The organism is Granulicella aggregans (genome assembly GCF_025685565.1).
GTDB lineage: Bacteria > Acidobacteriota > Terriglobia > Terriglobales > Acidobacteriaceae > Edaphobacter > Edaphobacter aggregans_B.
In genome coordinates this window covers 417,981-440,627 of sequence record NZ_JAGSYE010000001.1, presented here as the reverse complement: position 1 = coordinate 440,627, position 22,647 = coordinate 417,981, and the positions used below count along the sequence as shown (strand labels likewise).

Below are 22,647 nucleotides of genomic sequence, written 5' to 3'. Positions count from 1 at the left end.
GATGAAACTGCGATGGATGGGGCACCCGCTTATTTTTCGACTACTTGACGACGTCCATCACGACTTCGATGTCCAGCCGACGGGTGCTGTCCGGGATGTCGAGCGAACCCAGGATGAGTGGCTTGCCGGGGGTGAGGATGGAGGTGCCTTCGAGGACGGCCTGGCGAACCACCGGTTCCTGGATGCCGGCGATCAATTTATCGCTACCGAGGCTCGACTGCTCGGCTTTGGAACGGAGGCGGACGCCGTTGACAGACTCATCGAGCGTGGCGTCGAAGTTGAGGCCGACATCGAGATAGGTGAACTGGGTCTGCGTAGCGGGCGATCCATTCTCTGTGACCGTACCCGTGGCGACCGGAATCTTGCTTCCCTGCTTCATTGTCGTCCGCTGGCCGGAGACAAGAACCATGGAATAGTGCTGGGTCCCGACACGCTTGCCGTCGTCGATCTCGGTGATGGTGTAGGTGAGGCGGTAGGTCTTGCGCGGCCGGTCAAGATCGTCAATGATCTTTTTGGCGAGTGCGAGGTGATCCGGAGGTGCCTGGATGAAGATGGCGCTCTGCGCCGAGACGAGATCGACCCTATCCCTTGGATCGAGCATGTTTCGGATCGCAACCAGGATCTCGGTGGCTTCAGTGGCATTACTGATGTTGCTGAGATGGAAGACCTGGGTTGGGTTTGTAATCGGCTTGGCAACTCCATCCTCCTGCGCGTGAGCGCCGGTTGCGGCGAGGGCGAAGGCCAAGACACCGGCCAGGACTAATTTTGAAGATCTCATCGTTCGTGTTCCTTCCAGTTTTATTCGTTGTTTTTTGTGGGGGGCGGTTCAAAAAAGTCGTGGAACTCTGCTTTGCTCAACTCCATCTGCTTCGCCCTCACTTCAGGCCTCAGACTGGACAAATCTATGGGACTGTCCTGATGCACGGCTTCAGCGAGCAACCTTTCCTGGTGGGTCAGAGGCAGTGGTGGAGCTGGCTTGCTGGGCGCTTTCATCTCGCTGATCGCCAGCGCCTCTTCGTCGCTCAGGGCTTCCGATGTGGCGGCATTCTTCCTATGCAAAGAAGGTGAGAACGCAGATTGAAGTGGCCGCGCTTCCGCCAATTCAATCTGTGGGGAAGCCGCGACATTGGGCGATTTGTGCTGATTCAGAATAGCCTCTTCATGCCTGGGCTCATGCCGCTTACGTATTGCCACTGACGCGGCGAACGAGAGCACGACCACGCACGCAGCGACTGCCCACGGTTGCCAGCGAATAAACGTCGAGAGTGACACAAACCTTGATCCTTGTTGCTCTGTCGCACGCCGCTGCACCTCTTTCAGAACTCTCTGCTCCATCTCGGTTGGAGCTTCGACGCCCGCAAGGCCCGTTAGCACGCGGTCGATTGCCGCGTCTGCTTTCATCTGCTCGTTCCTCATCGCTTGCCTCCTTTCGCCAGCCGCTCGCGTAACCGTGTCCTTGCCCGGAACAGCAAAGCTCTTACTGCCGACTCGCTCTTCTTCAACACCAGGGCAATCTCTGCCGTTCCCAACTCTTCGATGGCCGAGAGCAGGAGCACATTGCGCTCTGCATCTGGAAGTTTCTCTATCTCGCGCAATGCATTGCTCATCTGCTGCGCTTCGTGCAAAGCCTGGTCGGCGGGCGTGCCGGTTGCGACCAGCGATTGCGCGAAGACCTCGTCCATCTGGTCCGGCCTGATTCGCCGTCGCCGGTCGAGCGCCAGGTTCCATGCGATCCGCACCAGCCAAACGCGCATCTCGCGGACTTCGGGCAACTTGCTGCGGTGCTCCAATACTCTGACAAACGCGTCCTGCACCACATCCTCAGCGTCGCTCCGGCTGCGCAGCACCGAATGCGCGACCCGGAAGAGCAGGGCAGAGTACGTCCCGACGAGAGCCGGAAGGTCGATCGCGCACTCAACCCTCTGCGGTTCGGCCTCTTTCGCCTTGGCACTTTCGATTGTCGGCAACGCCAAGCTGTATCCCTCGAACGACGTCATAAGCCCCTTCTGCCGAGCCCCTCTATTCACACAGACGGGCGACATTCTCATCCGCTCGATAATTTTTGCATTCAGAATCGAGTCGCGCTGCGTATAGGTAGGTAAGCCGCATGGGAGTTATCGCCGAAAGCCAGTTCCGCAGTCTGGTCGAGCAGCACCAGTCCATGGTGTATTCGATCGCGCTGCGCATAGCGGGCGACCGGGGAGCGGCGGAGGAGATCGCGCAGGATGCGTTTCTCGAGCTGTACGCGGCGCTGAAGAAGATGGAGTCGGAAGATCACGTCCGGTTCTGGCTGCGAAGAGTGACGGCGAATCGCGCGACGGACTGGCTACGTAGAAAAGCAGTCAGGCCGGACTGGAGCGCGGAGCAGTGGGACGAGAGCTACGAGGCTGCCATTGCCGATCGGGTTGGCGGGGCAGAGGTGAGGCTGGAGCAGATGGTCTCGACCTTGCCGGAGGTTCTGCGGGGAGCCGTTGTCTTGCGATATCAGGAAGACCTCGAACCGGACGAGATTGCGACACTGCTCGGCCAGCCGGTGGCGACGGTAAAGAGTAATCTGCAGCGCGCACTTGGCCTGCTGCGGCGCAAGGCGGATGTGATGTTGAAGGAGTTCAAGCGTGAGCGAGTTGGATGATTTCGAAGCAAGGTTGAGGCGCGATCTGCAGCGGGTTGAAGCGCCGGAAGGGTTCGCGGACCGCGTGATGCAGCGGGTTCCGGCATCGAGGCAGGGTCGCTTGTTGTCGTTCCCGATGGCGGTGACCAACGCGCGCCATTGGATGGCGGTTGCGGCAGTGTTGCTGGTCGCAATTGTTCTCGGCTTCGGCGTTCATCATGTCGAGCAGGTGGAGCAGCAGCGCCAACTCCAGGAACAGGAGCAGGCAAAGGCCCGTGAGGCGGCGGAGCAGTTTGCGTTGGCGATGCAGGTGACAGGAAGGACGCTGTTTGTGGTGCAGCAGCGGATCGATCAGGCAGGGACGAAGACTATGCACGGCGTGGATTAGTTACAAGCGAAATGCGGGGGTCTCTCCACTCCGCATCGCGAAGAGACTTCGCGATGCTCCGGTCGAGATGACGTTTTTTTGTGTAGGGAGATTGGGGGAGTTATGAACGGACGAAGACGAATCAAGGCAGGATGGCTGGCGGCGGTTCTGCTGCTGACCGTTGGAGCGCGGGCGATGGAGCCGCAGGTGCAGGACGACCTGTTCGCCGGGACGGAGAAGTTTGCCAAGGGCGCGAAGTCGTCGACCGAGGTAAATCTCGATAAGAACATGCTCGCCATGGCCGGCAAGTTCATGGACAACGATGGTGACGGCGACGGGGACAAGCAGCAGAAAGATCTCGCGAGGAAGATGGACTTCATCGTGGTGCGCGAGTACGAGTACGCCAAAGCGGGCGAGTACAACATTGCGGACCTCGCCGAGTTCCAGAAGCGGCTCGACGCGGGCGGCTGGTCTTATGTGGTCAAGGAGCGCAGCGAGCACTCCAGCACCAGCGTCTGCGTGAAGATCGACACCGAGGGCCAAACGACGGAGCTGATCGTCATCGAGGCCGAGCCGAGGGCGCTGACCTTTGTCCACCTGAAGGGCCACATGACCATGCGTGAGTTGACCAAGATCGGCGCCAAGTACGGCGTCCCGCAGGACGACCCCAAGCTGAAAGGAATCGGTAAATGAGAAAGCTCGCTGAGTATTCGGATGGCATCCTGATGATCCTTGCCGGCGTCACCTTCGCCGTGGTGCTGATGCTCGTTCCTAATGCCGGTGCGTCTGCTCACGATGCGGACGCGCTGGCGCGGCGAGACTTCGATGGTCTGGTGCGGAGCATCGCGGACCGCTACCAGATCCAAGGGAGATCGGTGCCGATGATGTGGGTGGCAAACCTCTTCGCCCGCTCTGTGACGAAGGACGGAGTTCACGGGATGAAGGTGGTGGAGTTCGAAGATGTCCCAAAGTGGGGCGAGTCAGACCGCACGGGGCTGGGCGATCTGGTGAAGGAGAGGCTGAGCAAGCGCTGGTCGCCCATGGTCCGCCAGCATGAGGCGGGCGGGGATGACTCCTTCGTCTATGTGCAGGGCGACGCGGATGGCAAACACACGCGGATGATCGTAGTCGATCTGGATGGTGGCGAGGCTGGCCGAGAACTCGACATGGTCAGCATCACCCTGAATCCCGAGCAACTGGCGAAGTGGGTGAAGGAGCAGGACGCGAAGGATGAAAAGAAGCGGAGTGCGGTGGGGGCGCTGGCGAGCGAATAGAAAGTAGTCGGAAGATTCACCACCCCAAATCACTCCACTTGTTTGTCATTACCGAAGGGAATCTGCTTCTATTCTTGCTGTCGTTAAAATGGCTGATAGTAATCGGGGAGCCGTAGCCCCAGGTAGATTGCGAGTGCGACTCCACCTGCCGCAAGAGTCCAGGCAAGAAGTCTGACCCACGGCTTGTAAACCAAATCGGTGCCAGTGTTTCTCTTAGGCCTTATCGGGTCATATGCGATTGTCAGAGTGCTTCCAATCGCCTGTTCTGAATGCACCTGATATTTGCCCGTGAACGCGTGCTGGGCAACGATGTAGCGGAATACGACCGTGTACTCCGGAAGTAGATCGTATCCATCGCTCTGAACCGCTCCGCTACTAAGCCGGGAACCCAAAGTTTGTTTACACGAGATGATAGTTGCTTCTGTTTCAACCCAGCCATCCGCTCTGCGTGTTGAAATCGGGCGATCCATGGTTTGAACTCTAGCATCACGCAAATTAGCGCTCTCGGCAATCGCCGGCGCGCTTATGCTTAAAACAGGGAGAAGTCAGCAGGACTTGCGATGGAGAGCCTGGACAAAGATTCGTGGAGCGATGTCACCGGAGAGCCAGACGCGCCTGGACGCTCGCCTGAAGGAGACGCTGGCTTCGATGCCGTTGGACAAGATGCGGAAGGCCCGCAGCCTGACCCAGGTAGCCGTGGCGGAGCGCCTGCGAGTCGATCAGGGATCGGTATTGAAGATTGAGGGCCGCACGGATATGTACCTCAGTACATTGCGGGAGTATGTGGAGGCTCTGGGGGGCACGGAACTGCGGGCAGACTTTCCGGACGGATCTATCAACATCGACCTGCATGCTTCGTGATTTGTCGGACGGAGATGTTTCGGCCGTGTGCAGTGTCGACCTAGAGGATTCTGGCAATGGTCGTCCCTTGCTAAGCTGGTTTGCAAATGCTAAACGAAGAACTCCCAGAGTGGCTGGATGAAACCGAATTTGGCATGGTGGGTATTTTCACGACTGCGGAGGGTGAGAAATTCGCCGCCGAGATAGTCCAATTCGACGACGAACTTAACGAGATCGTCGTCGATGTCATCCAGCCAAGTCAATCCCAAGCGAGCGTCCTTCTTGGTCATCAATCCATTCCAGTCGATCGTATTGTGTCATTCGATCCCCAAGCTCGGACAACGCAACCGTGGCCATATTCCGATCCTTGCCGGAGTGCGCCGTTTTCGCTCGCCCGTTTCGGTCTGATGACAGTGCTGTCCTTAGGCATGACCGCAGGCGGTTTCTCGCTATTTCTTCTCTGGGCCAACATGCCTTACGGAATACAGCGAGCATCTGCAGTCACATACACCCTTGCGGAGGTATTTCTAACTTTTGCCGCTACTGGACGGCTGCGGCGATACCTGTTCACTTGCCCTGCCGTCCGGCCACAGATTCCAAATCTCATCTTGCGTCACTTTGCATTTGTCTTGACGCTTTTGGTCCTCCAAACGGCGCTATTGGCGGCCCGTTCGAGCTTGCCCGGATGGTGGGTTGCAAGGGACAGCAAAGGCGGAACCCCGTTCGAGGTAGCCTTATTACTCTTGTGCATCAGTATCGGATACGCTCAGGTTTTCGCCAATCGTTCCCTGCTCGAGCGGGCTCACCGGGATTTCTCCGGTTAAGGCCAGCGCGAATCACGCCCGTGTATTTGCTCGAAACCCCATTGCGCTTATGCTGGGGGTGAGAGATTCACGGAGCCGTAATGCATCCAGACCTAGAGAAGCTGATCGTTCTGCAGACCCACGATATTGAGGCCAAGCGCCTGCGCGACGAGATGGTCGCGCTGCCCAAGCTGGTCGCCAGCCTGACGGCAAGGCTGGAGGCGGTAAAGGGCCAGCGTGCGGTCGTGGTCGATCTGATCGCCAAAGAAGAGGCGCTGCGCCGCCGGCAGGAGTCCGACATAAAGGACCAGCAGGCGAAGATCGCCAAGGTCACCAAGCAACTGGATAACGCTGCGAACGCCGTGCAGGCGACAGCGTTTGAGCACGAGATTGCGTTTGCCAAGAGCAAGATCTCCGGCTTTGAGGACGCGGAGCTGGAGAGCATGGAACGCAGCGAGGCGCTCGAAGCGCAGAAGAAGCTGGCGGACGAGGCAGTCGAAACCGCCGCAAAGAATCTAGAACGCGAGAGCGCCCGGGCCACCGAGACGGTCGCGAAGGACAAGACGCTGCTGGCGGCGGTCGAGGTGCAACGTGCCGCCGTGCGGGCCGAGGTGAGCGAGGCAGCGCTTTCCACCTATGACCGCATCGCAAAGGGTAAGGGAACCGCGGTCTCCGAAGCGCTGAACCAGAAGTGCCAGGCATGCCAGATGATGGTGCGCCCGCAGCGCTGGAACGAGCTTCGCGACCGGAGCAACGACGACCAGATGATGACTTGCGAGAGCTGCGGGCGGCTGCTGTACTATGATCCGGCGCGGGACGCTCCGCAGCGGAAGACGGTGCCGGTCGAGAGTATCGCCGCTCAGATTATCCGGTCGTTGTAGGGACTCCTGTATCTTTGGCGGTGTGAGTGAGGGTCGTTTGAAGAGAATTGCGATCGATATGGACGAGGTGATAGCGGACGCCGTCGCCGAACACATTCTCCGCTATAACCGCGATCACGACGCCAAGATTACCAAGGACGATCTGCACGGGAAGTGGCTGTGGGACGTGGTGTCGCTCGATCACCACCCCGCGCTCGAGGCGTACCTGCGGTCGGAGGACTTCTTCGAAGTGCTGAATGTGATGCCTGACGCGCAACGGGTGCTCGAGGCGTTGCAAAGGAAGTACGAGGTGTTCATTGCGACGGCGGCCATGGAGTTCCCGACCTCCTTCGTGCCGAAGTACCGATGGCTGGAGCGCCACTTTCCCTTCATTCCGCCATCGCACATCGTCTTCTGCGGCAACAAATCGATCATTCACGCGGATTACCTGATCGACGACAACCCTCGGCAGCTTCGCCTCTTCAGCGGGGAGGGAATTCTCTTCGAATCGCCGCACAATGTTGCGGTGACGGGCTTCCGGCGCGTGAAGAACTGGCGGGAAGTGGAAGCGATGTTTCTGTAGGGCAGGGAGAAGTGAAAAGGGAATAGGGAGAAAAAACGCTTTGGGATTGGCCTATCCCTTCTCCCTTTTCACTTCTTCCTGTATTTCAGACGTAAAGCGCCGCTTCGAACCTCTGCAGCGCATTTTCATTCCACGCGTGCGAACTCTTCCGCCAGGTGTCGCCGTTCTCGGCCATGAAGTTGGGGAAGTCCATGCGGCAGTATCCGCAGCGCTGCTGGAAGTCGAAGAGCGCCTGGGCGGTGCCGTCTAGGTACAAGACTGCTTGTTGCCCATCGCGAGACCACTCGATGCTGGCGATGCGCGTGGCCTCCGGGCGCTTCAGCTCGGCGTCGCTCTTGGCAAGCGCTTCCACGTTGTAGATCAGCATCGCGTCCATGATGCTGTTTTCCTGCGTCTCCTGCGATCGGTCGCAGGCATAAAAGTATCCGGCAACCCCTTCATCTTCAAAGACGACCGTCCAAGGCACGGCGGTAGAGTTTGACGATAAGAAAGCACGGCCGGGAGTGAAGGAAAGCGACTGCATGACACCTCTCTTCTTCAAGATACACTCGTATGCGGGGCTGTCGGGGTGTTGGTCTGGCTGCAAAAGCTGTCTGATTGGACTTCATACATCCCACCCATCGCGTGAGACAAGAGCGCGATGGATGGGGCACCCAGGCATTCGCACCAGGCTTCGATTCCTATCAAGATGAAACTTCCTAAGATCCACATTGGCCGACCGCAACAGATTGCCGCACTCCTCCTGCTCTTCTTTCTTGGCGAATGCCTGTGGGTGATCGACCGGCAGCAGCTGTCGCCGGCTGACTACCGCTACGCTCTCTGTGGGCGCGAGATGTGGGAGCGGCCATCGCCGCTTGCCGGCTACTTCACCACCTGCGGCAATCTGAATGGCGATGGCACCATGGCCTATCGTGTCGCCGGGCTTCCTCTCACAGTGCAGCGACTGGTGCTGGTGGGTGCGGACAAATTCCGCAAGCCCGAGGACCGGCTTTACGTCGGCGGCTCTCTGGGCGGATCGACGTGGGAGATGCGCCACCAGATCTCGCTGACCGGGGTGAAGTTCCTGATGCACCTGCCGTTCGTCTTCTTCGCGATCTGGCTGGGCGGCGGCCTTTGGTGGGTCTGCCGCAGGCTCTTCGGCGACGAGGGCGCGTTCCTCTCTCTGGGGCTTTATTGCTTCTGCCCGACGGTGATTCGGTACGCGGTCTCGCCAAACAATGAGATTCTTGCGATGTGGGGACTCTACGGCCTGGTCTATGCGGCCATCGGCGTCGCGCACGCACTCCAGGGGCCGCGAAGGAAGTGGAAGCCGAGGATTGGCCTCTTCGTCCTCGCGCTCGGGCTGACGGCGAGCGCGCATCTACTCGCAGCGATGGTCGGCTTCGTGGCGGCTGCGGGCTTTCTGTTCTATTTAGCGGAGCGTCGGCGCAGCTACGTGATGCAGATCCTGATCTTCTCTGCGGTCGGCGCTCTGGGAATCGTCTTCGCGTCCTTCGCTTTCCGGCTGGCACCGTTCAGCTATGTCTTTACCGGCGGCGGGGCGCGGTTCTGGTTTTCGTTGGATGCGGCTAAGGGATTCTTTGCGTCTCTCATCAACGCCCCGATTGCGGTTGCCGCAGGCGTTGCTGCCATCCTTTATCTAGGAGTCAAGCGTTGCCGCTACTTCGGCAATACGACGCCCCTGTTGATGGTGCTCGCGGTCTTCGCGCTGACAACCACGCAGACGGTTAGCTATCCCTGGCTGTGGGCACTTCCTTTCCTGTTGACCTTTGCCGGCGGAGTCTTCGCGGACGCGCTCGAAACGAAGCAGCGCAGGATCTTTGTGGCGCTATCCATCGCCATTCTTCTGGCGCAAGTACTCTTCTGTCTCAACACTCTCACCAGTTTGTCGCGGACTATTTAGCGGGAATGCGCTAAGCTGCATCGTAGTTGGATAAAAGCCAGACCACGGGCCGAAGAAACGACTCAATACCCATACAAGCTCCCAGGCGGCCAGGCCCAGATGCACTCGATCAGGACAGTAAGACTCCGCCCCTCTTCTCGCACCATTGCGACGGCAACTCTCCTCGCGGCTCTGCTGTTTGTGGATGGCTGCCACCGCCATCGCAAGACCGTCTCCGCACCGAACACGACGGACTATGCCGACAACATTGAGGCCGTGACGAAGTCGCCGACGCTATCAATCTTGCGCTGGCCGAACTACTCCGACTACCAGCCTGCGGTCGCGACCTTCTATGACGACCGCAACAACGAGGTCGCCTGGACACGCGACGGCAAGCCGACGAAGCAGGCGCTCGCATTCATCCAGGCCTTCAAGGATGCCGCAGCGAAGGGGTTGAACCCGGAGGACTACGACGCCTCCCGCTGGCCGGCGCGCATCCAGAAGCTGGCTGGCAAGAACGAGGACGACTTCGCGCAGTTCGATGTGGCGATGACGATTGCCGTGATGCGCTATATCTCCGATCTGCACATCGGCCGTGTGAATCCGACGCACTTTAACTTCGACATCGACGTGAATACGAAGAAGTACGATTTGGCCGAGTTTGTCTCCGACCAGGCCGTCGACGCGGACGACGTGCCGAAGTTGGTGGCATCCGTCGAGCCGAACTCGGAGCAGTACCGCAAGACGGAGGCGGCACTCGCGCATTATCTCGATCTGGCGAAGCAGCAGACCCAATCGAACGCCGCGCCGCTGACCGTTGTCGCGAAGCCCGTGAGCGTGGGCGAATCGCTTGCGGAGGCTCCGGCGTTGCTGGATCGCCTAAAACTGGAGGGGGATGCGCCCACAGACGAGACAGCAACAACCGTTTATGACAAGGCTCTATCTGAATCAGTGAAGCGGTATCAGCATCGCCACGGCATCACCGAAGATGGCAAGCTGACTCCGCAGACGGTTAAGTCACTGAACGTGCCGTTATCGGCGCGCGTAACGCAGTTGCAGGACTCGCTGGAACGCTGGCGCTGGCTACCGGATCAGTATCTGAATGCGCGAATCATCGTGAACCTGCCGGAGTTTGTACTGCACGCTTACGACGCGCAGCATCAGCCCGAGTTCACCATGAAGGTCGTTGTGGGCAAGGTGATAGGAGAGCACGAGACACCGGTCTTCGCGCACATGATGAAGTATCTCGTGTTCCGGCCTTACTGGAGCGTTCCGGTCGATATCGCGCGCAAGGAACTTGTTCCTCATATCGTTACAAATAAGGGCTATCTCGCGACCAAGAACTTCGAGGTGACGAACACGAAGGGCGATGTGCTTACTGACTACACGGCTCACCAGGTCGCGCAGGGTGCGGTGATGGTGCGGGAGAAGCCTGGGCCTAAGAACTCGCTGGGGCTGGTGAAGTTCATGTTCCCCAATCAGTACGATGTTTATCTGCATTCGACGCCCGCAACCGAACTCTTCAACCGCACCCGGCGCGACTTCAGCCATGGCTGCGTCCGCGTGCAGGAGCCGGCGAAGCTGGCGGCATGGGTGCTCGATGGGCAGAAGGATAGGGACAACGAGGATTGGGACCTCGATAAAGTAACCGAGGCGATGAACAAAGGCCCCGATAACCACCAGGTCAATCTGAAGACGCCGATTCCGATCGTCATCTTCTACGTCACCGGCTTCGTCGAGGACGATGGCGACACCCATTTCTTCGACGACATCTACGGCTACGATGCGCAGCTACAGGCTGTACTCGCGAAGGGAATGCCTTACCCGGTGAAGCGAGAGCCGATCGTGGCGAAGACGGCTCCCGGCGACACGCTGTAAGAATTCCCGCCACTTCGGTAGACTGTGGCGATGAAAAAGCTGGCCACCCGTGGAGCTTCCGAATCTCGTGGTGAGTCCGCGCGTATCGACGAGTACATCGCCGATGCGCCTGTCTTTGCCCAGCCCATCCTCGCGCACGTGCGGGCACTGGTGCATCGAGCATCGCCGGAGATCTCCGAGGAGATCAAGTGGAGTCAACCGTTCTTTCTCTATCGCGGATCGCTGCTATGCTTCATGGCCGCGTTCAAGCAGCACTGCAGCTTCGGCTTTTGGAGCTCTGAGATGGCCGCGGTGATGAAGCAGGATGGCCGCGCAGGGGAAGATGGCGCCAAGGGATCCCGAGGCGCGTTCGGCAGGATTGCGTCGATAGCCGATCTTCCTTCCGATAAGGTGATGCTCGGGTACGTGCGGCAGGCGATCGCCCTCAGCGAATCGACTGACCCGAAGCCGGCCAAGGTGCGCAAGCCAAAGCCCGAAGTAGAGCCGCCGCCTGAGCTCCTTGTTGCAATTGAAGAGAAGCCGGGCGCCGCCGAAGCCTTTGCCACGCTGTCGCCAAGCTGCCGCCGTGAGTACGTAAACTGGATACTCGAAGCGAAGCGCGCCGAGACGAAGGAGCGCCGGATTCAGACCGCGGTGCAATGGATTACTGAAGGCAAATCGCTGAATTGGAAGTATGAAAACTGCTGACGCAGCGCCTTTTACCTCATAGGTTGGCGTCGGTTCAACGATTCATCGCATGAAGTTTGGCAACCTGCCCGAGGGCATGAGACTGTAGGTCAATGGGACGACGTACGGAAGTGGGGCCAGAAGTAGATCCAGCCTTGTTTCAACGCAACCTGATGGAGTGGTACAGGGTGCATGCGCGTAAACTTCCGTGGCGCGGTGCGGTCGACCCCTATTGCATATGGCTCTCGGAGATCATGCTACAACAGACGCGCGTCGCCTCTGTGATTGAGCACTATCACGAGTTTCTGCTCAAATTCCCTACTTTATTGGCGCTTGCTCTTGCTCCGGAACATGAGGTGCTCGCAGCCTGGAGTGGCCTTGGCTACTACCGTCGCGCTCGCATGTTGCACAAGGCGGCACAGTTTATTACGGAGGAGCTTGGCGGCGTTCTGCCAACAAATTCGGTGGCGCTCCGTACCCTTCCCGGCGTTGGAGAATATACCTCGGCGGCTATCGCCAGCATTGCCTTTGGTGAGAGTGTTGCTGTCGTCGATGGGAACGTGGAGCGTGTGCTGCTTCGCTTGACCGGGCGAGCCGAGGACCGAACCGCCGCAGGGCGAGCGTTCCTGCGAACGACCGCGCAACAGCTCATTCCGGCGTCGATCGACGCTGGTTCCGCGATCAATCCGGGAGTGGCAGGCAAGGGCAAGCAAATTGCGGCAGCCCGGCCAAGGCGCAACCCTCCGGGCGATCACAACCAGGCGATGATGGAGCTTGGCGCGACGATCTGCCTTCCGCGAGCGCCGCTCTGTCTCCACTGTCCGGTGCGCTCGCTTTGCATCACGAAAGGAGAGCACAGCACGTCTCCGCGAGCGAAGCTGAGGAGCCGCGAGGTCGCCTTCCTGCTCTCGGTTCGAAAGCGCGGAGTCGCGACCGAGGTTCTACTTGCCCAGCGACCGGCGGAGGCAAGCCTGATGGCGGGAATGTACGAGCTGCCGCCGCTTCCTCTGGACGCGGAGGCAGACGAGATGGCGAGCCGCGAGCCGCTGCTGCGGATTCGGCATGCGATCACAAACACGAACTACTATGCCCGCGTCTATGCGCCGATGGGGCCTTCGGACAAGGCGCTACGCCGTGCCGTGCCCATAGCGAAGGCAGACCTTCACTGGGTTCGAACGGCAACGCTTCTGGAGTTGCCGCTAACCGGACTCTGCCGCAAGGTCCTGCAGCGGCTGGACGTGATGCCGGTCAGGCCGTTGCGTGCCCCGGTCGTTACTGAGAAGACGACTGCGGAGTTCCATGCGCAGTCGAGCAGAGCCAGGCCGGTCGTCGACGAGGACGAAGACCACGATTCGTTTTAGGCAGCGAGAGTTCGGTCGTTCTACTTTGGCTGCGAGGTGGCAGAATGGAACTTTCAGGAGAATTGCCGATGAACCTTCGCACAGCAACTACTCTTCTTGCGCTGACGACATCAATCTCTGGATACGCATGGGCGCAGGTTCCGCCCGAGGTCGCGAAGGCCGAAGCTAGCATTGACGCCGAGAAGATCCGCGCGCATGTGCGCTTCCTCGCCGACGACCTGCTGGAGGGCCGCGGTCCCGGGCTTCGGGGCAGTGAGCTTGCGGCGAAGTATATTGCCACGGAGTTCGCGCTTTCCGGGCTGAAGCCTGCGGGCGACAACGGAAGCTACTTCCAGCAGGTCAGATTTTTTGGAATGACCGTAAAGCGTGATGCGTCGTCAGTGGCATTCGTGTCGAAGAGCGGTTCGCCGATTGATCTGAAGTTCGGGCCGGACTACGTCGTCAACAATCCTCGACATGAGACTGTTGCGAACATCGACGCTCCCATCGTCTTCGTTGGCTACGGCGTGACCGCGCCGGAGTTTGGTTGGGACGACTACGCGGGCGTCGATGTGAAGGGCAAGGTGGTGCTGATCATCGTCGGCGATCCGCCGTCTGATGATCCGAAGTTCTTCGGCGGCAAGGCTCTGACCTACTACGGACGCTGGACCTACAAGTACGAGCAGGCGGCGCGGAAGGGCGCGATTGGCGCGCTGATCATTCATCGCACTGACCTTGCCAGCTATGGTTGGAGTGTGGTGCAGAACTCGGGTGCAGGAGAGAAGACCTTCCTTGCGGACGATGCCAAGCCGGTGGTCGAGGCCGCCGCGTGGATTCATCACGATGTCGCAGACAAGCTCTTCGCCGCCGCTGCTATGCCTGCGACCGATGCTGAGATTGATGCAGCTGGCAGGCGGGGCTTCAAGGCGATCGAACTGCCGGTGCATTTGAAGGCGCATATCGAGAGCACGGTACGGCCGTTTGAGTCGGCGAACGTTGTAGGAATTCTGCCGGGCGAGATGAAGGGCAAAGATCAGGCCGTGATGTACTCGGCGCACTACGATCACCTGGGTTTTGTTCCTGGCATGGCGGGCGACAACATCTACAACGGCGCGGCGGACAACGCGACCGGCTGCGGCATTCTGATCGAGCTGGCGAGAGTATGGGCGGGGCTGAAGCCGCCGCACTCAGTCATCTTCGCGGCGGTCACTGCGGAGGAGCAGGGGCTGCTAGGCTCGGAGTATCTCGGCCAGCATCCGCCGATCCCAGCCGGTCAGATCGCGCTCGATCTGAACTACGACGACATCCAGCCCTTCGGCGATCCTTTGGAGACGAACGTCGCCGGCTCAGAGAGGACGAGCTTCTACCCCACGGTCGAAGCGACGGCCAAGCGCTTCCATCTGGCCATCGTCCCGGACGCGCACCCCGAGGCCGGCCACTACTATCGCAGCGACCACTTCAGCTTCGCCCGCGTCGGCGTGCCGTCGTTCTCGGTGGGCGAAGGGACGCTCTTCGCCGGGCACGATGCGGCGTGGGGACTTGCGAAGGAGGACGACTACGTGGCCCACCGCTACCACAACTTCAGCGACAACTACACGCCGGACATGGACTTCACCAGCAACGCGAAGCTGGCGAAGTTTGGCATGGAGCTGGGGTGGGAGGCGCTGAGCGCTCCGAAGACGGTGGAGTGGAAGGCGGGGGATGAGTTTGAGGGCGCGCGGAAGACGAGCCAGCAGAGGTAACTCGTACGTCCACCCATCGCGAGGAGCAGAGGCGCGATGGATGGGGCACAGAGAGCGCGGCGCGGCGGGACGAGTCCTATAATTCAGGTACGGAGGCTCGTGATGGCCGCTCAACCACAGACCGAAGTTTCACCCTCAAGAAAAGACCTGACGGGAACACTCAAGACATTCGGCCCCTCAGGCCCGATGTACGAGGTCCTCGGGCCAGCCGAGCGTTCAGTGCAAGGCAAGGAGTCCGTAACTATCCGGGTCTTTGGTACGGGTGAAGTTACCGCCTATCCGGTGGAAGAGATGCTTCAGGACCCCGAGGCCGTATAGTGTTTGCGATTGCGTTCGATCTGGTTGTGGCCGATGCCTTGGAGCATCACCCGAAAGGTGTTCGGGCAGCTTATGACGAAGTGGAGCAGAGCCTCTTGCAATTTGAGTTCAAGAGGGTGCAGGGCAGCGTATTCCTGAGCGAGAGTGAAGACCTCGCGAACCTGATGCTGGCGATGAATGCTCTGAAGGCCCTGCCGTGGTTCCCCAAGGTGGTTCGGGACATCCGGGCGTTCCGCGTCGAGCAATGGTCGGACTTCACGGGGTTTATGAAGGGGTAGGATTTCGGTCCTTGGCGTAGGGGCTGGGGTACAGGATTTCCGGAGCGAATGTTCCTCCCACCCGTCGCGAGAGACAAGGACGCGACGGATGGGGCACCCGGACTTTGTGGGGCAGCAAGAAAAATCTATCTTGGCCTGGATTGATCGGGTGCCCCATCCATGACAGTTTCACCGTCATGGGTGGGACGTAGGATGTCCGAAGTGAGATTCGCACATGCCCAACAACCTCAAGCGATATCAGGAGAGTGGGAGCTATCACTTCGTCACCTTCAGTTGCTATCACCGCCTGCCATATCTGGACGATGACCTGATCCGAATGACGTTCTTAGACCGGCTGGAATGGTTGAGACAGAAGCATGAGTTCTATGTCTTTGGATACGTTCTGATGCCGGAGCACGTCCATCTGCTTGTTTCGGAGCCGAAGCGATACAAACTCGCGGCGGCCCTCAATGTGCTCAAGGTCGAGGTGTCCAAGCAGGCGAAGGGCAACCGGAAGCAGTTCTGGCAGACGCGGTACTACGACTTCAATGTGGTGACCTCTGCCAAGCTGGTCGAGAAGCTACGCTACATGCACCGCAATCCGGTGAAGCGCGGTCTGGTGGCGGAGCCGCAGGATTGGCATTGGTCGAGCATCTGCCACTACTTGACGGGAGTCGTTGGAAGAGTCGAGATTGAGTCGGAGTGGACATGGAACCGCCGGGAGAGAGCGTCGTCCCACCCATGACGTTGAAGCCGTTTAGGGCGAAGTGCTCTCCGGTCGGGCTGTGTTCCTCCCACCCGTCGCGAGAAACAGAGGCGCGACGGATGGGGCACCCAGGCTTCCTCGGCCAGGAAGAGAAAACTTGTCTCGCCGTCGACTGCTCGGTCAGAAAAGACAATTTGTCTCAAAGTAGACTGCTCGGGTCAGTGGAGACAATTTATATCGGAATAGACTTTTCGGGTGCCCCATCCATGACGGTTTTATCGTCATGGGTGGGATGTAGGATGTCCGAAGCGCAGGCTCCACTTACCGAATCAGGCAATGTTGCGGCGGATGGGGGCACCCAGCAGCAGTGGTATTTTTAGTAATACCGAATGCAATTTATTGCCGAAACGGCCATTTCAATGGCTTTGCTCCCGAACAAAACACCAGCCTCCGCTATAAGGGTGTTTTCCACGAGTGGCAGGAAAGAGAGCTGCGGGAAAAACTTGTGCGCCTAGCATTCTGCCCGCGCTGCGGCGTCGACAACATCAATGGTTGCCTGCATTGCGAAACGATAATTGACGACGATATTGAACATCGTTCGGAAAGGCCCTCCTACTGTTGTGCTTGCGGCAAGCCTTTTCCTTGGACTGAAGCGGCCCTCGCAACTGCTCGGGAATATACGGACGAGCTTGAACAGTTGAACGCTGAGGACAATGCCGCGCTTAAGGCCACCTTCCCGGATTTGACAGTCGAGACAGCCAGAACTGGGTTGGCAGCCAGCCGCTTCAAGAAACTCATCGCTAAGGTCGCGCCTGCCGCAGGAGATGTGCTTAGGAAAATTCTAGTTGATGTGGCAACCGAAGCCGCGAAGAGAGCGATGGGCGGCTAGGACGGGCTTCGTCGAAAGGCCTTCCTTTCTACTTGATAATCCCACGCTGGCTGTTAGCGATGAAATCTGCAAGGTAAGCGACGTGTTCGTCCCCACTCGCCGCAACACTTTCGCGAATCGCCTCAAGCGCCTGCGAAGTATTCCTCTTCGAGGCCAGCAGCAGCCGGTACGCCGAGCGAAGTTCCTTGATCTGTTCCGGCGTGAAGCCCTTGCGCTCCAGCCCGACCTTGTTCAATCCATACGCGTGGTTGTTGCGCTCGATCGAGGTCAGTGAGTAAGGCAGCACGTCCTGCGTGATCGTCGTGCCGCCGCCGATGTAGGCGTACTTGCCAATGCGGCAGAACTGGTGCACCGGGCAGAGCGCGCCGACGACGGCGAAGTCTTCGACCGTGACGTGGCCGGCGAGCGTGGCGGAGTTCGCCAGGATGCAGCCGTTGCCGATGTGCGAGTCGTGGCCGATGTGGGTGTAGGCCATGATGAGGCAGCCGGAGCCGACAGTCGTATGGCCACCGCCGCCAACAGTTCCCCGTGAGATGGTGACGTACTCGCGAATGTCGTTGTTGTCGCCGAGCGTGACCCGCGTCGGCTCGCCTGCGTACTTCAGGTCCTGCGGCGCGATGCCGATGCAGGCGAAGGAGAAGATGCGGTTCTTCTTCCCGACGGTGAGGTGCCCATCAAGCACGACGTGCGAGACCAGCTCGCACTCTTCTCCCAGAACGACGTTTGGGCCGATGGTGCAGAAGGGGCCGATCTTGCAGCTTGCCGGGATGATTGCGCCTTCGTCGACGATCGCCGTGGGGTGAATGCTCACGCGAGGGTGACCTCGGGCTGGGCGATGACTGTGGCTAATTCAGCAGGCTTCGTGGCTTCCTTTGCCGTCTCTTTCGCAGGACGTGGGACGACCATGCAGGTGACGGTCGCTTCGCAGGCGACCTTGCCCTCGACTGTCGCGACGCCGAGCATCTTTACGGCGGTCCTGCGCCAGTTGATGACGGTGACCTCGATGCGAATCTGGTCGCCTGGAACGACGGGGCGGCGGAACTTGGCGTTGTCGATGCCGGTGAAGACCATCAACTTCGAGTCGCGGTCGGGGATCTCGGTGAGCAGAAGAGCGCCGCCCGCCTGGGCGATGGCCTCAACGATCAGTACGCCGGGCATCAGCGGGTAGTCGGGGAAGTGGCCGGTGAAGTGGGGCTCATTGGCGGTGACGTTCTTGATGGCGACGATGCGCGTCTTGCGCTCCATCTCGATGACGCGATCGATGAGGAGGAACGGGTAACGATGCGGCAGGATCGCCATGATCTCGCCGATGTCCATCGTCGTTTTGTACGGAACTGCTGCTGCTGCTTCTTCTGTCTCGCTCATGGCAGCAACCAGTATAAATTGCTATTCCTTTGTCAATCCTTTGACTTCCCCTTGGCCTTGAGCGGCAGGTCGGTGTTGAACATCGACGGCTCGATCGGTTCGTTGTACTTTACGTCCAGATAGAAGCGCTGATTAGCAAGATCGCCGTTGCGATAGCGGCTGATGGTCAGCGGCGTCATGATGCCCTGGATGAGGTGGTAGTCGTCGTACTGCTCCACATCTTCGTCGTGGTCCTTGAACTGCTGGTTGCGCGTTTCGAAGGTGCGGCGAAGGGGGAGGTGGCTCGATGCATCGAGTTCGACGGTGACGGCGTCGTTGTCGGCTCCGAGGAGCGTTACCTTCTCGGCCTGGCGGCGCTCCACCTGGCTTGCGCCCTCGTAGAGCACGACAATCCCAGGCTGCTTGAGCCAGACGTGGATGATGGATTCGAGCGAGTGGCGCTGGCGAAGGAAGTAGTCTTTCACCTGCTCGGCGGGCAGGGGCTTGTTGCCCTTGTAGGTGATCTCGTAGCCGTTGCCGGCGGTGTAGATCTGCACGATGTCGCGCTTCTTGGTGTACTCGATGCGGTCGGCTTCGGGGTGGGTAGCGTCGGCGAACTGCTTGAAGTCCCAGAATGGCGGGGAGCCGAGGTTGGGTTCGCCGCGGAAGAAGGCGGCGGTGTTGCCGTGGAAGGTCGCGGTGCGGCGATTCAGCCAGGCGTCCCCGCCGAGCGCGACGACCATCTGGTCCAGCAGAATGCGGCCGCGCTTGTCCTGATCGACGCCGTTGGTCTGGCTGCCGTTTTGGGCTGCGGTCTGCGCACTTGGGATCTCGGACGCCTGGGCGTGAAGGCGAGCGGGCGTAGCGAGTGCTGCTATGAGAAGCGCACAGAAGGACAGCGCCGAACCGAATTTCATCGCAGCTTTGTTGTGTGTACTTGTGGAAGAAAGGTTCGAGCGGCGTGGGGGATGTGAGCCGCGTCGGGGTCCTTCAACTCCGTTTGGCGCAGGAGCGCGCCAAACTCCGTTCAGGATGACGGAGGTTTCGAAGGTGCTAGCGTTTGTCGAGGGGAGATTGCTCATAATTGATTGTCTAGCCTACAAGTACCGCGCCGCCGTTCACGTTGAAGATCTCTCCCGAGCAGAATCCGGCTAACGGCGTACAAAGAAACAGTATCGGCCCGGCGATCTCATCAACGTGGCCGACCCGGCCCAGCGGAATCGTCGCCAGCAACTTCTTGGACGTAGCGGGGTCGTTGAGGGCAGCCTGCGACATCTCGGTAGCGACCCAGCCTGGTGCGACGCAGTTGCAGTAGATGCCCTGGCCAGCAAGTTCTGAAGATAGGCTCTTCGTCAACGAGACCAGCGCGCCCTTGCTGGCGGCGTAGTCGGCGTGGAAGGCCTCGCCGCGCTGGGCGGCAGTGGAGGCGACGAGGACGATGTGGCCCTTGGCGTTCGTGACTCCAGAGACAGGTTGCGCCAGCATTTGGGCGACTGCTGCTTGCACCAGGCCGAAGGCGCTATCGAGATTGATGCTGAGGGTGTTGCGCCACTGTTCGGTGGACATGGTCGCGATGGGCGCGTCGTGCGACGGCCAGACGCCGTGGTTGACGACGAGGCAGTCCAATCGGCCGAAGGCGGTGACAGCGGAAGAGACGAGGGCGCGGCCGTCGTCGGCGCTGGCCAGGTTCTGCTGGATGGCGATGCAGTGATCGGGGCCGCCGAGTTCTGCGGCGAGGCTGTTTGCTATCGATGCGGCGGACTGGTAGCTGAAGGCGACCTTCGCCCCGGCCTTACGGAAGAGCCGCACCGAAGCCGCGCCGATACCGCGCGAGCCTCCGGTGATCAACGCCACGCGGCCGCTCAGCGATAGGGGAACTCCGGTGTTGGAAGAGGTCATAGACAGACGCTATCCAATCGGCGGAGGCCATGCAAGCCGCGCCGTTCCACGCAAGTCAGGCTTTCTTCTTCTCAACAGCGGCCTTCGCGGCCTTTGCCGCGCTCTTCTTCGCCGCTTTCTTAGCGGCCTTGGCGGCTTTCTCCGCTTCAGCCTTCTTCGCCCGAATCGCCGTGTTCTCAGCTACCAGGCGCTTCAACTGCGCGGCGGGAAGATTGAGCGTGGCCTTCACCCTGTCGGGATGCTTGGCGTAGGTGAGGGCGTGGGCCGCGCGAAGCTCCTCTTGCCACTCGGCGTTGCGGAAGACGTCCCACCGCTCGGCGGCGACCCAGTGGATGCGGGCCATGTAGGGCGCGGGATAGAGGCCTTCGATCTCCATCAGATCTGCGTAGCGTTCCGGTCCGGCTGAGTAAGAGATCACGCCATGTGAGAGCGAGTCGTCCAAGTTGACCAATACGAACATCTTCCCGCCGACGGCCTTGTCCCCAACCCAGTAGACGAGGTTGTCGCCCCACTGCATAGTCTCGACGACGTGCGGCAGGGTGAGGAGGAACTTGCGTACCTGGTCGGCGTCCATTCCGGGAGTATAGCGGCACTTTTAGCGGCGACGGCGGCTTACTTATTTGGATTGGGCTTGCCGGATTTCTCGAGCTTTGAGGCGGCTGCTGCCTTCTGCGTGGCGCGCTTGGTTGCAGCGGAGTGTTTACCGGGCTCCGGCTTGCAGCTTCCCTTCGTTCCTGGCTTCTTGCCGGGCGTAGGCTCAAATCCTGGCCAGCAGGGATTTCCTTTACTTGCGGCTTTCTTCGTCGACTTCTTCGCGGTGGTCATGCTGATGTCAGACTCGACCGCAGCCTGCGTTGCTGTCTGGGGCACGCGCTATTTCGTCGGCTGTGTGGTCTGGTTACTTTGAGGCCTCGGAACTGTGATGCCACGAAAGACCGTGTAGGCGACTGCCAGGAGGATGATGACCGCGATCGTAATGACGAGGCCGCAGGACGAGCTCTTGCCCGAATCCGATGATTTATCCAGAGCCATGCGCGGTTCGATGCAGGGAAGCGTTACGAAGTCCTCGCAGCTCGAATAATTCTTACGGAAGACGAAGACGGATCGGGCCCTTTGCTGTCGATGGGTCGACGACGCTGCCCTTCTGCGTGATGACGATCCTGCCCGCTGAAACGAGGCGGCGTGCAGCTGCCCTGGCCGGCTCCATCAGCGACTCCCAATCATGGCGCGAGTCTTTGCCTCCGACAAGCTTTGCCGCCTCCGACGGGCAGATGGTCTTGTCACGTCCCCGCTCTGCCAGCAGCTCCAGGATGGCGGCTTCCAGTTGAGCATCGGTCTCGGCGGTCTTCTCTCCGCGGCAGGCATCGCTGCAATACTTCACCGCGTCCCAGTCCCGCTCCCACTTCTTGCGCCAGGAGAACGCCCGGCCGCAGCGCTTGCAGATCTTGTCCTTGTGCGGAGTGATGCGTTCGGGCTTGCGCTTCTTGTCGGGCATGTCAGGCTGAATCAGGATACCGTGGCGAACTCCCACTCACCGCAAGAGACAAGTGCGCGATGAATGGGGCACAGATTTGTGGAAGGAGGAGCTTTACACCCAACCGCCGTCGACGATATAGCTCTGGTTGGTGATGCCGCTTGAGTCGTCGGCCGCCAGGAAGAGCGCCAGCCGCGCCACCTCGTCCGGTTGAAGAATCCGCTTGATCGACTGATGCTTGAGGATCTCGTTCAGATACTCCTCGGTGTACCAGTTCTTGCGCTGGCGGGCGGTCTCGATGGCTCCGGGAAGGATGCAGTTGACACGGATTCCATGCGGCCCAAGCTCATGCGCGAGCGTGCGCGTCAGCCCAACGATCGCTGCCTTGCTGGCGACGTAGACGGGCAGCCCGGTCGACGGAATCATCCACGAGATGGAGCTCATGTTCAGGATGACGCCGCGTCCCTGCCACTTCATCCCCGGGATGACGGCCTGCGAGACGAAGAACTGGTGCTTGAGGTTGACGGCGATGCAGCGGTCCCAGAACTCCGGGGTGACGTCTTCGGTCTTGTGGCGGGTGTCGTCGCCTGCGTTGTTGATGACGACATCAATGGTGCCGAAGCGGGCGATGATCCCTGCGAGCTTTTCGGCGAGTTGGGCGGAGTCGGTTAGATCGCAGTGGACGTAGCTGGGTACGTGTTCAGCGTTTGGGCTGAGGCGGTCGATCAAGGCTGCGGCTGCTTCGTCGGCGATGTCGAGGAAGACGACCTGCGCTCCCTGAAGCGTGAACGCCTCGACCAGCACTTCACCGATGCCGGATGCGCCGCCGGTGATGAGAACGACGCGGTCTTGCAGGCTGGGGTACTTCGCGAATTGTTCTTTAGGTTCCATTGAGCGTTTCTCTCAAGCTCTGC

30 protein-coding genes are annotated in these 22,647 nt (G+C 59.8%); 17 read left to right on the top strand and 13 right to left on the bottom strand.

Annotated elements, in window-relative coordinates:
- Positions 1 to 40: 40 nt before the first annotated feature.
- The 3 genes from OHL18_RS01825 to OHL18_RS01815 all read right to left on the bottom strand — a co-directional run bounded on the left by OHL18_RS01825 (position 41) and on the right by OHL18_RS01815 (position 1,997).
- Positions 41 to 778, bottom strand: coding sequence for a hypothetical protein (locus OHL18_RS01825; RefSeq protein WP_263373124.1), 738 nt, complete (start codon positions 776 to 778; stop codon positions 41 to 43).
- A 20-nt stretch (positions 779 to 798) separates the two neighbouring features.
- Positions 799 to 1,335 carry a hypothetical protein gene (locus OHL18_RS01820; RefSeq protein ID WP_263373123.1) on the bottom strand — a complete coding sequence of 179 codons (537 nt, stop codon included), beginning with the start codon at positions 1,333 to 1,335 and terminating at the stop codon, positions 799 to 801.
- 77 nt (positions 1,336 to 1,412) lie between these two features.
- Complete coding sequence (locus tag OHL18_RS01815) at positions 1,413 to 1,997, bottom strand: RNA polymerase sigma factor (protein ID WP_263373122.1); 585 nt, start codon at positions 1,995 to 1,997, stop codon at positions 1,413 to 1,415.
- Between the two features lie 110 nt (positions 1,998 to 2,107).
- On the opposite strand from OHL18_RS01815, the gene OHL18_RS01810 reads away from it, so the two are divergent.
- The 8 genes from OHL18_RS01810 to OHL18_RS01775 all read left to right on the top strand — a co-directional run bounded on the left by OHL18_RS01810 (position 2,108) and on the right by OHL18_RS01775 (position 7,338).
- The gene (locus OHL18_RS01810; protein ID WP_263373121.1) at positions 2,108 to 2,632 is read left to right on the top strand and encodes an RNA polymerase sigma factor; all 525 of its coding nucleotides are present in this window, start codon (positions 2,108 to 2,110) and stop codon (positions 2,630 to 2,632) included.
- Entirely contained in the window at positions 2,616 to 2,999 is a 384-nt protein-coding gene (locus OHL18_RS01805; protein ID WP_263373120.1) for a hypothetical protein, read from the top strand. The genes OHL18_RS01810 and OHL18_RS01805 overlap by 17 nt, the downstream gene beginning before the upstream one ends.
- Before the next feature lie 102 nt (positions 3,000 to 3,101).
- Complete coding sequence (locus OHL18_RS01800) at positions 3,102 to 3,671, top strand: DUF4252 domain-containing protein (protein WP_263373119.1); 570 nt, start codon at positions 3,102 to 3,104, stop codon at positions 3,669 to 3,671.
- Positions 3,668 to 4,252, top strand: coding sequence for a hypothetical protein (locus OHL18_RS01795; RefSeq protein ID WP_263373118.1), 585 nt, complete (start codon positions 3,668 to 3,670; stop codon positions 4,250 to 4,252). The genes OHL18_RS01800 and OHL18_RS01795 overlap by 4 nt, the downstream gene beginning before the upstream one ends.
- A 591-nt stretch (positions 4,253 to 4,843) precedes the next feature.
- A complete protein-coding gene (locus OHL18_RS01790) occupies positions 4,844 to 5,113 on the top strand; it encodes a helix-turn-helix domain-containing protein (protein WP_263373117.1) in 270 nt (89 codons plus the stop codon).
- 86 nt (positions 5,114 to 5,199) lie between these two features.
- On the top strand, positions 5,200 to 5,916 hold the full coding sequence (locus OHL18_RS01785; RefSeq protein ID WP_263373116.1) for a hypothetical protein: 717 nt from the start codon (positions 5,200 to 5,202) through the stop codon (positions 5,914 to 5,916).
- 80 nt (positions 5,917 to 5,996) lie between these two features.
- A complete protein-coding gene (locus OHL18_RS01780) occupies positions 5,997 to 6,776 on the top strand; it encodes a zinc ribbon domain-containing protein (protein WP_263373115.1) in 780 nt (259 codons plus the stop codon).
- Between the two features lie 37 nt (positions 6,777 to 6,813).
- Complete coding sequence (locus OHL18_RS01775) at positions 6,814 to 7,338, top strand: 5' nucleotidase, NT5C type (protein WP_317890454.1); 525 nt, start codon at positions 6,814 to 6,816, stop codon at positions 7,336 to 7,338.
- An 85-nt stretch (positions 7,339 to 7,423) separates the two neighbouring features.
- On the opposite strand, the gene OHL18_RS01770 is transcribed toward OHL18_RS01775, so the two are convergent.
- On the bottom strand, positions 7,424 to 7,861 hold the full coding sequence (locus OHL18_RS01770; protein ID WP_263373114.1) for a DUF2251 domain-containing protein: 438 nt from the start codon (positions 7,859 to 7,861) through the stop codon (positions 7,424 to 7,426).
- Positions 7,862 to 8,026: 165 nt separating this feature from the next.
- Between OHL18_RS01770 and OHL18_RS01765 the strand changes: the two genes are divergently transcribed.
- The 9 genes from OHL18_RS01765 to OHL18_RS01725 all read left to right on the top strand — a co-directional run bounded on the left by OHL18_RS01765 (position 8,027) and on the right by OHL18_RS01725 (position 17,016).
- A complete protein-coding gene (locus tag OHL18_RS01765) occupies positions 8,027 to 9,241 on the top strand; it encodes a hypothetical protein (protein WP_263373113.1) in 1,215 nt (404 codons plus the stop codon).
- A 99-nt stretch (positions 9,242 to 9,340) separates the two neighbouring features.
- Positions 9,341 to 11,098: a L,D-transpeptidase family protein gene (locus OHL18_RS01760; RefSeq protein WP_263373112.1), complete on the top strand. Its 1,758-nt coding sequence runs from the start codon at positions 9,341 to 9,343 to the stop codon at positions 11,096 to 11,098.
- Between the two features lie 30 nt (positions 11,099 to 11,128).
- On the top strand, positions 11,129 to 11,785 hold the full coding sequence (locus OHL18_RS01755; protein WP_263373111.1) for a YdeI/OmpD-associated family protein: 657 nt from the start codon (positions 11,129 to 11,131) through the stop codon (positions 11,783 to 11,785).
- Between the two features lie 92 nt (positions 11,786 to 11,877).
- Complete coding sequence (locus tag OHL18_RS01750) at positions 11,878 to 13,125, top strand: A/G-specific adenine glycosylase (RefSeq protein WP_263373110.1); 1,248 nt, start codon at positions 11,878 to 11,880, stop codon at positions 13,123 to 13,125.
- A 68-nt stretch (positions 13,126 to 13,193) separates the two neighbouring features.
- A complete protein-coding gene (locus tag OHL18_RS01745) occupies positions 13,194 to 14,846 on the top strand; it encodes a M28 family peptidase (protein WP_263373109.1) in 1,653 nt (550 codons plus the stop codon).
- A gap of 102 nt (positions 14,847 to 14,948) precedes the next feature.
- Positions 14,949 to 15,164, top strand: a complete 216-nt coding sequence (locus tag OHL18_RS01740) for a DUF5397 domain-containing protein (RefSeq protein WP_263373108.1) — start codon at positions 14,949 to 14,951, stop codon at positions 15,162 to 15,164.
- Positions 15,164 to 15,442 carry a virulence factor gene (locus OHL18_RS01735; protein WP_263373107.1) on the top strand — a complete coding sequence of 93 codons (279 nt, stop codon included), beginning with the start codon at positions 15,164 to 15,166 and terminating at the stop codon, positions 15,440 to 15,442. The genes OHL18_RS01740 and OHL18_RS01735 overlap by 1 nt, the downstream gene beginning before the upstream one ends.
- A gap of 214 nt (positions 15,443 to 15,656) precedes the next feature.
- Complete coding sequence (locus OHL18_RS01730; RefSeq protein ID WP_263373106.1) at positions 15,657 to 16,166, top strand: REP-associated tyrosine transposase; 510 nt, start codon at positions 15,657 to 15,659, stop codon at positions 16,164 to 16,166.
- A gap of 328 nt (positions 16,167 to 16,494) precedes the next feature.
- Positions 16,495 to 17,016 carry a DUF2321 domain-containing protein gene (locus tag OHL18_RS01725; protein WP_263373105.1) on the top strand — a complete coding sequence of 174 codons (522 nt, stop codon included), beginning with the start codon at positions 16,495 to 16,497 and terminating at the stop codon, positions 17,014 to 17,016.
- A 28-nt stretch (positions 17,017 to 17,044) separates the two neighbouring features.
- Here OHL18_RS01725 and lpxA read toward each other — a convergent pair whose 3' ends face one another.
- The 9 genes from lpxA to OHL18_RS01680 form a co-directional block, all read right to left on the bottom strand.
- On the bottom strand, positions 17,045 to 17,827 hold the full coding sequence (gene lpxA, locus OHL18_RS01720; protein WP_263373104.1) for an acyl-ACP--UDP-N-acetylglucosamine O-acyltransferase: 783 nt from the start codon (positions 17,825 to 17,827) through the stop codon (positions 17,045 to 17,047).
- Positions 17,824 to 18,381: a 3-hydroxyacyl-ACP dehydratase FabZ gene (gene fabZ, locus OHL18_RS01715; protein WP_263373103.1), complete on the bottom strand. Its 558-nt coding sequence runs from the start codon at positions 18,379 to 18,381 to the stop codon at positions 17,824 to 17,826. Before fabZ ends, lpxA begins: the two co-directional genes overlap by 4 nt.
- Positions 18,382 to 18,413: 32 nt before the next feature.
- Positions 18,414 to 19,277: a hypothetical protein gene (locus OHL18_RS01710; RefSeq protein ID WP_263373102.1), complete on the bottom strand. Its 864-nt coding sequence runs from the start codon at positions 19,275 to 19,277 to the stop codon at positions 18,414 to 18,416.
- Positions 19,278 to 19,452: 175 nt separating this feature from the next.
- Entirely contained in the window at positions 19,453 to 20,259 is an 807-nt protein-coding gene (locus OHL18_RS01705) for an SDR family NAD(P)-dependent oxidoreductase (RefSeq protein WP_263373101.1), read from the bottom strand.
- A 55-nt stretch (positions 20,260 to 20,314) separates the two neighbouring features.
- Entirely contained in the window at positions 20,315 to 20,833 is a 519-nt protein-coding gene (locus OHL18_RS01700) for an MmcQ/YjbR family DNA-binding protein (RefSeq protein WP_263373100.1), read from the bottom strand.
- Positions 20,834 to 20,871: 38 nt separating this feature from the next.
- Positions 20,872 to 21,129, bottom strand: coding sequence for a hypothetical protein (locus OHL18_RS01695; RefSeq protein ID WP_263373099.1), 258 nt, complete (start codon positions 21,127 to 21,129; stop codon positions 20,872 to 20,874).
- A 3-nt stretch (positions 21,130 to 21,132) separates the two neighbouring features.
- On the bottom strand, positions 21,133 to 21,291 hold the full coding sequence (locus OHL18_RS01690) for a hypothetical protein (protein ID WP_263373098.1): 159 nt from the start codon (positions 21,289 to 21,291) through the stop codon (positions 21,133 to 21,135).
- Between the two features lie 52 nt (positions 21,292 to 21,343).
- Positions 21,344 to 21,754 carry a DUF2256 and DUF3253 domain-containing protein gene (locus OHL18_RS01685; protein WP_263373097.1) on the bottom strand — a complete coding sequence of 137 codons (411 nt, stop codon included), beginning with the start codon at positions 21,752 to 21,754 and terminating at the stop codon, positions 21,344 to 21,346.
- A gap of 93 nt (positions 21,755 to 21,847) precedes the next feature.
- On the bottom strand, positions 21,848 to 22,624 hold the full coding sequence (locus OHL18_RS01680) for an SDR family NAD(P)-dependent oxidoreductase (protein WP_263373096.1): 777 nt from the start codon (positions 22,622 to 22,624) through the stop codon (positions 21,848 to 21,850).
- Positions 22,625 to 22,647 lie beyond the last annotated feature (23 nt).

Excerpts from the sequence above, each read along its gene's own strand:
- OHL18_RS01825 (WP_263373124.1), bottom strand. The coding sequence starts at position 778 with ATGAGATCTTCAAAATTAGTCCTGGCCGGTGTCTTGGCCTTCGCCCTC.
- OHL18_RS01820 (WP_263373123.1), bottom strand. The coding sequence starts at position 1,335 with ATGGAGCAGAGAGTTCTGAAAGAGGTGCAGCGGCGTGCGACAGAGCAA.
- OHL18_RS01815 (WP_263373122.1), bottom strand. The coding sequence starts at position 1,997 with ATGACGTCGTTCGAGGGATACAGCTTGGCGTTGCCGACAATCGAAAGT.
- OHL18_RS01810 (WP_263373121.1), top strand. The coding sequence starts at position 2,108 with ATGGGAGTTATCGCCGAAAGCCAGTTCCGCAGTCTGGTCGAGCAGCAC.
- OHL18_RS01800 (WP_263373119.1), top strand. The coding sequence starts at position 3,102 with ATGAACGGACGAAGACGAATCAAGGCAGGATGGCTGGCGGCGGTTCTG.
- OHL18_RS01795 (WP_263373118.1), top strand. The coding sequence starts at position 3,668 with ATGAGAAAGCTCGCTGAGTATTCGGATGGCATCCTGATGATCCTTGCC.
- OHL18_RS01790 (WP_263373117.1), top strand. The coding sequence starts at position 4,844 with ATGTCACCGGAGAGCCAGACGCGCCTGGACGCTCGCCTGAAGGAGACG.
- OHL18_RS01785 (WP_263373116.1), top strand. The coding sequence starts at position 5,200 with ATGCTAAACGAAGAACTCCCAGAGTGGCTGGATGAAACCGAATTTGGC.
- OHL18_RS01780 (WP_263373115.1), top strand. The coding sequence starts at position 5,997 with ATGCATCCAGACCTAGAGAAGCTGATCGTTCTGCAGACCCACGATATT.
- OHL18_RS01770 (WP_263373114.1), bottom strand. The coding sequence starts at position 7,861 with ATGCAGTCGCTTTCCTTCACTCCCGGCCGTGCTTTCTTATCGTCAAAC.
- OHL18_RS01765 (WP_263373113.1), top strand. The coding sequence starts at position 8,027 with ATGAAACTTCCTAAGATCCACATTGGCCGACCGCAACAGATTGCCGCA.
- OHL18_RS01760 (WP_263373112.1), top strand. The coding sequence starts at position 9,341 with ATGCACTCGATCAGGACAGTAAGACTCCGCCCCTCTTCTCGCACCATT.
- OHL18_RS01755 (WP_263373111.1), top strand. The coding sequence starts at position 11,129 with ATGAAAAAGCTGGCCACCCGTGGAGCTTCCGAATCTCGTGGTGAGTCC.
- OHL18_RS01750 (WP_263373110.1), top strand. The coding sequence starts at position 11,878 with ATGGGACGACGTACGGAAGTGGGGCCAGAAGTAGATCCAGCCTTGTTT.
- OHL18_RS01745 (WP_263373109.1), top strand. The coding sequence starts at position 13,194 with ATGAACCTTCGCACAGCAACTACTCTTCTTGCGCTGACGACATCAATC.
- OHL18_RS01740 (WP_263373108.1), top strand. The coding sequence starts at position 14,949 with ATGGCCGCTCAACCACAGACCGAAGTTTCACCCTCAAGAAAAGACCTG.
- OHL18_RS01730 (WP_263373106.1), top strand. The coding sequence starts at position 15,657 with ATGCCCAACAACCTCAAGCGATATCAGGAGAGTGGGAGCTATCACTTC.
- fabZ (WP_263373103.1), bottom strand. The coding sequence starts at position 18,381 with ATGAGCGAGACAGAAGAAGCAGCAGCAGCAGTTCCGTACAAAACGACG.
- OHL18_RS01710 (WP_263373102.1), bottom strand. The coding sequence starts at position 19,277 with ATGAAATTCGGTTCGGCGCTGTCCTTCTGTGCGCTTCTCATAGCAGCA.
- OHL18_RS01705 (WP_263373101.1), bottom strand. The coding sequence starts at position 20,259 with ATGACCTCTTCCAACACCGGAGTTCCCCTATCGCTGAGCGGCCGCGTG.
- OHL18_RS01700 (WP_263373100.1), bottom strand. The coding sequence starts at position 20,833 with ATGGACGCCGACCAGGTACGCAAGTTCCTCCTCACCCTGCCGCACGTC.
- OHL18_RS01690 (WP_263373098.1), bottom strand. The coding sequence starts at position 21,291 with ATGGCTCTGGATAAATCATCGGATTCGGGCAAGAGCTCGTCCTGCGGC.
- OHL18_RS01685 (WP_263373097.1), bottom strand. The coding sequence starts at position 21,754 with ATGCCCGACAAGAAGCGCAAGCCCGAACGCATCACTCCGCACAAGGAC.
- OHL18_RS01680 (WP_263373096.1), bottom strand. The coding sequence starts at position 22,624 with ATGGAACCTAAAGAACAATTCGCGAAGTACCCCAGCCTGCAAGACCGC.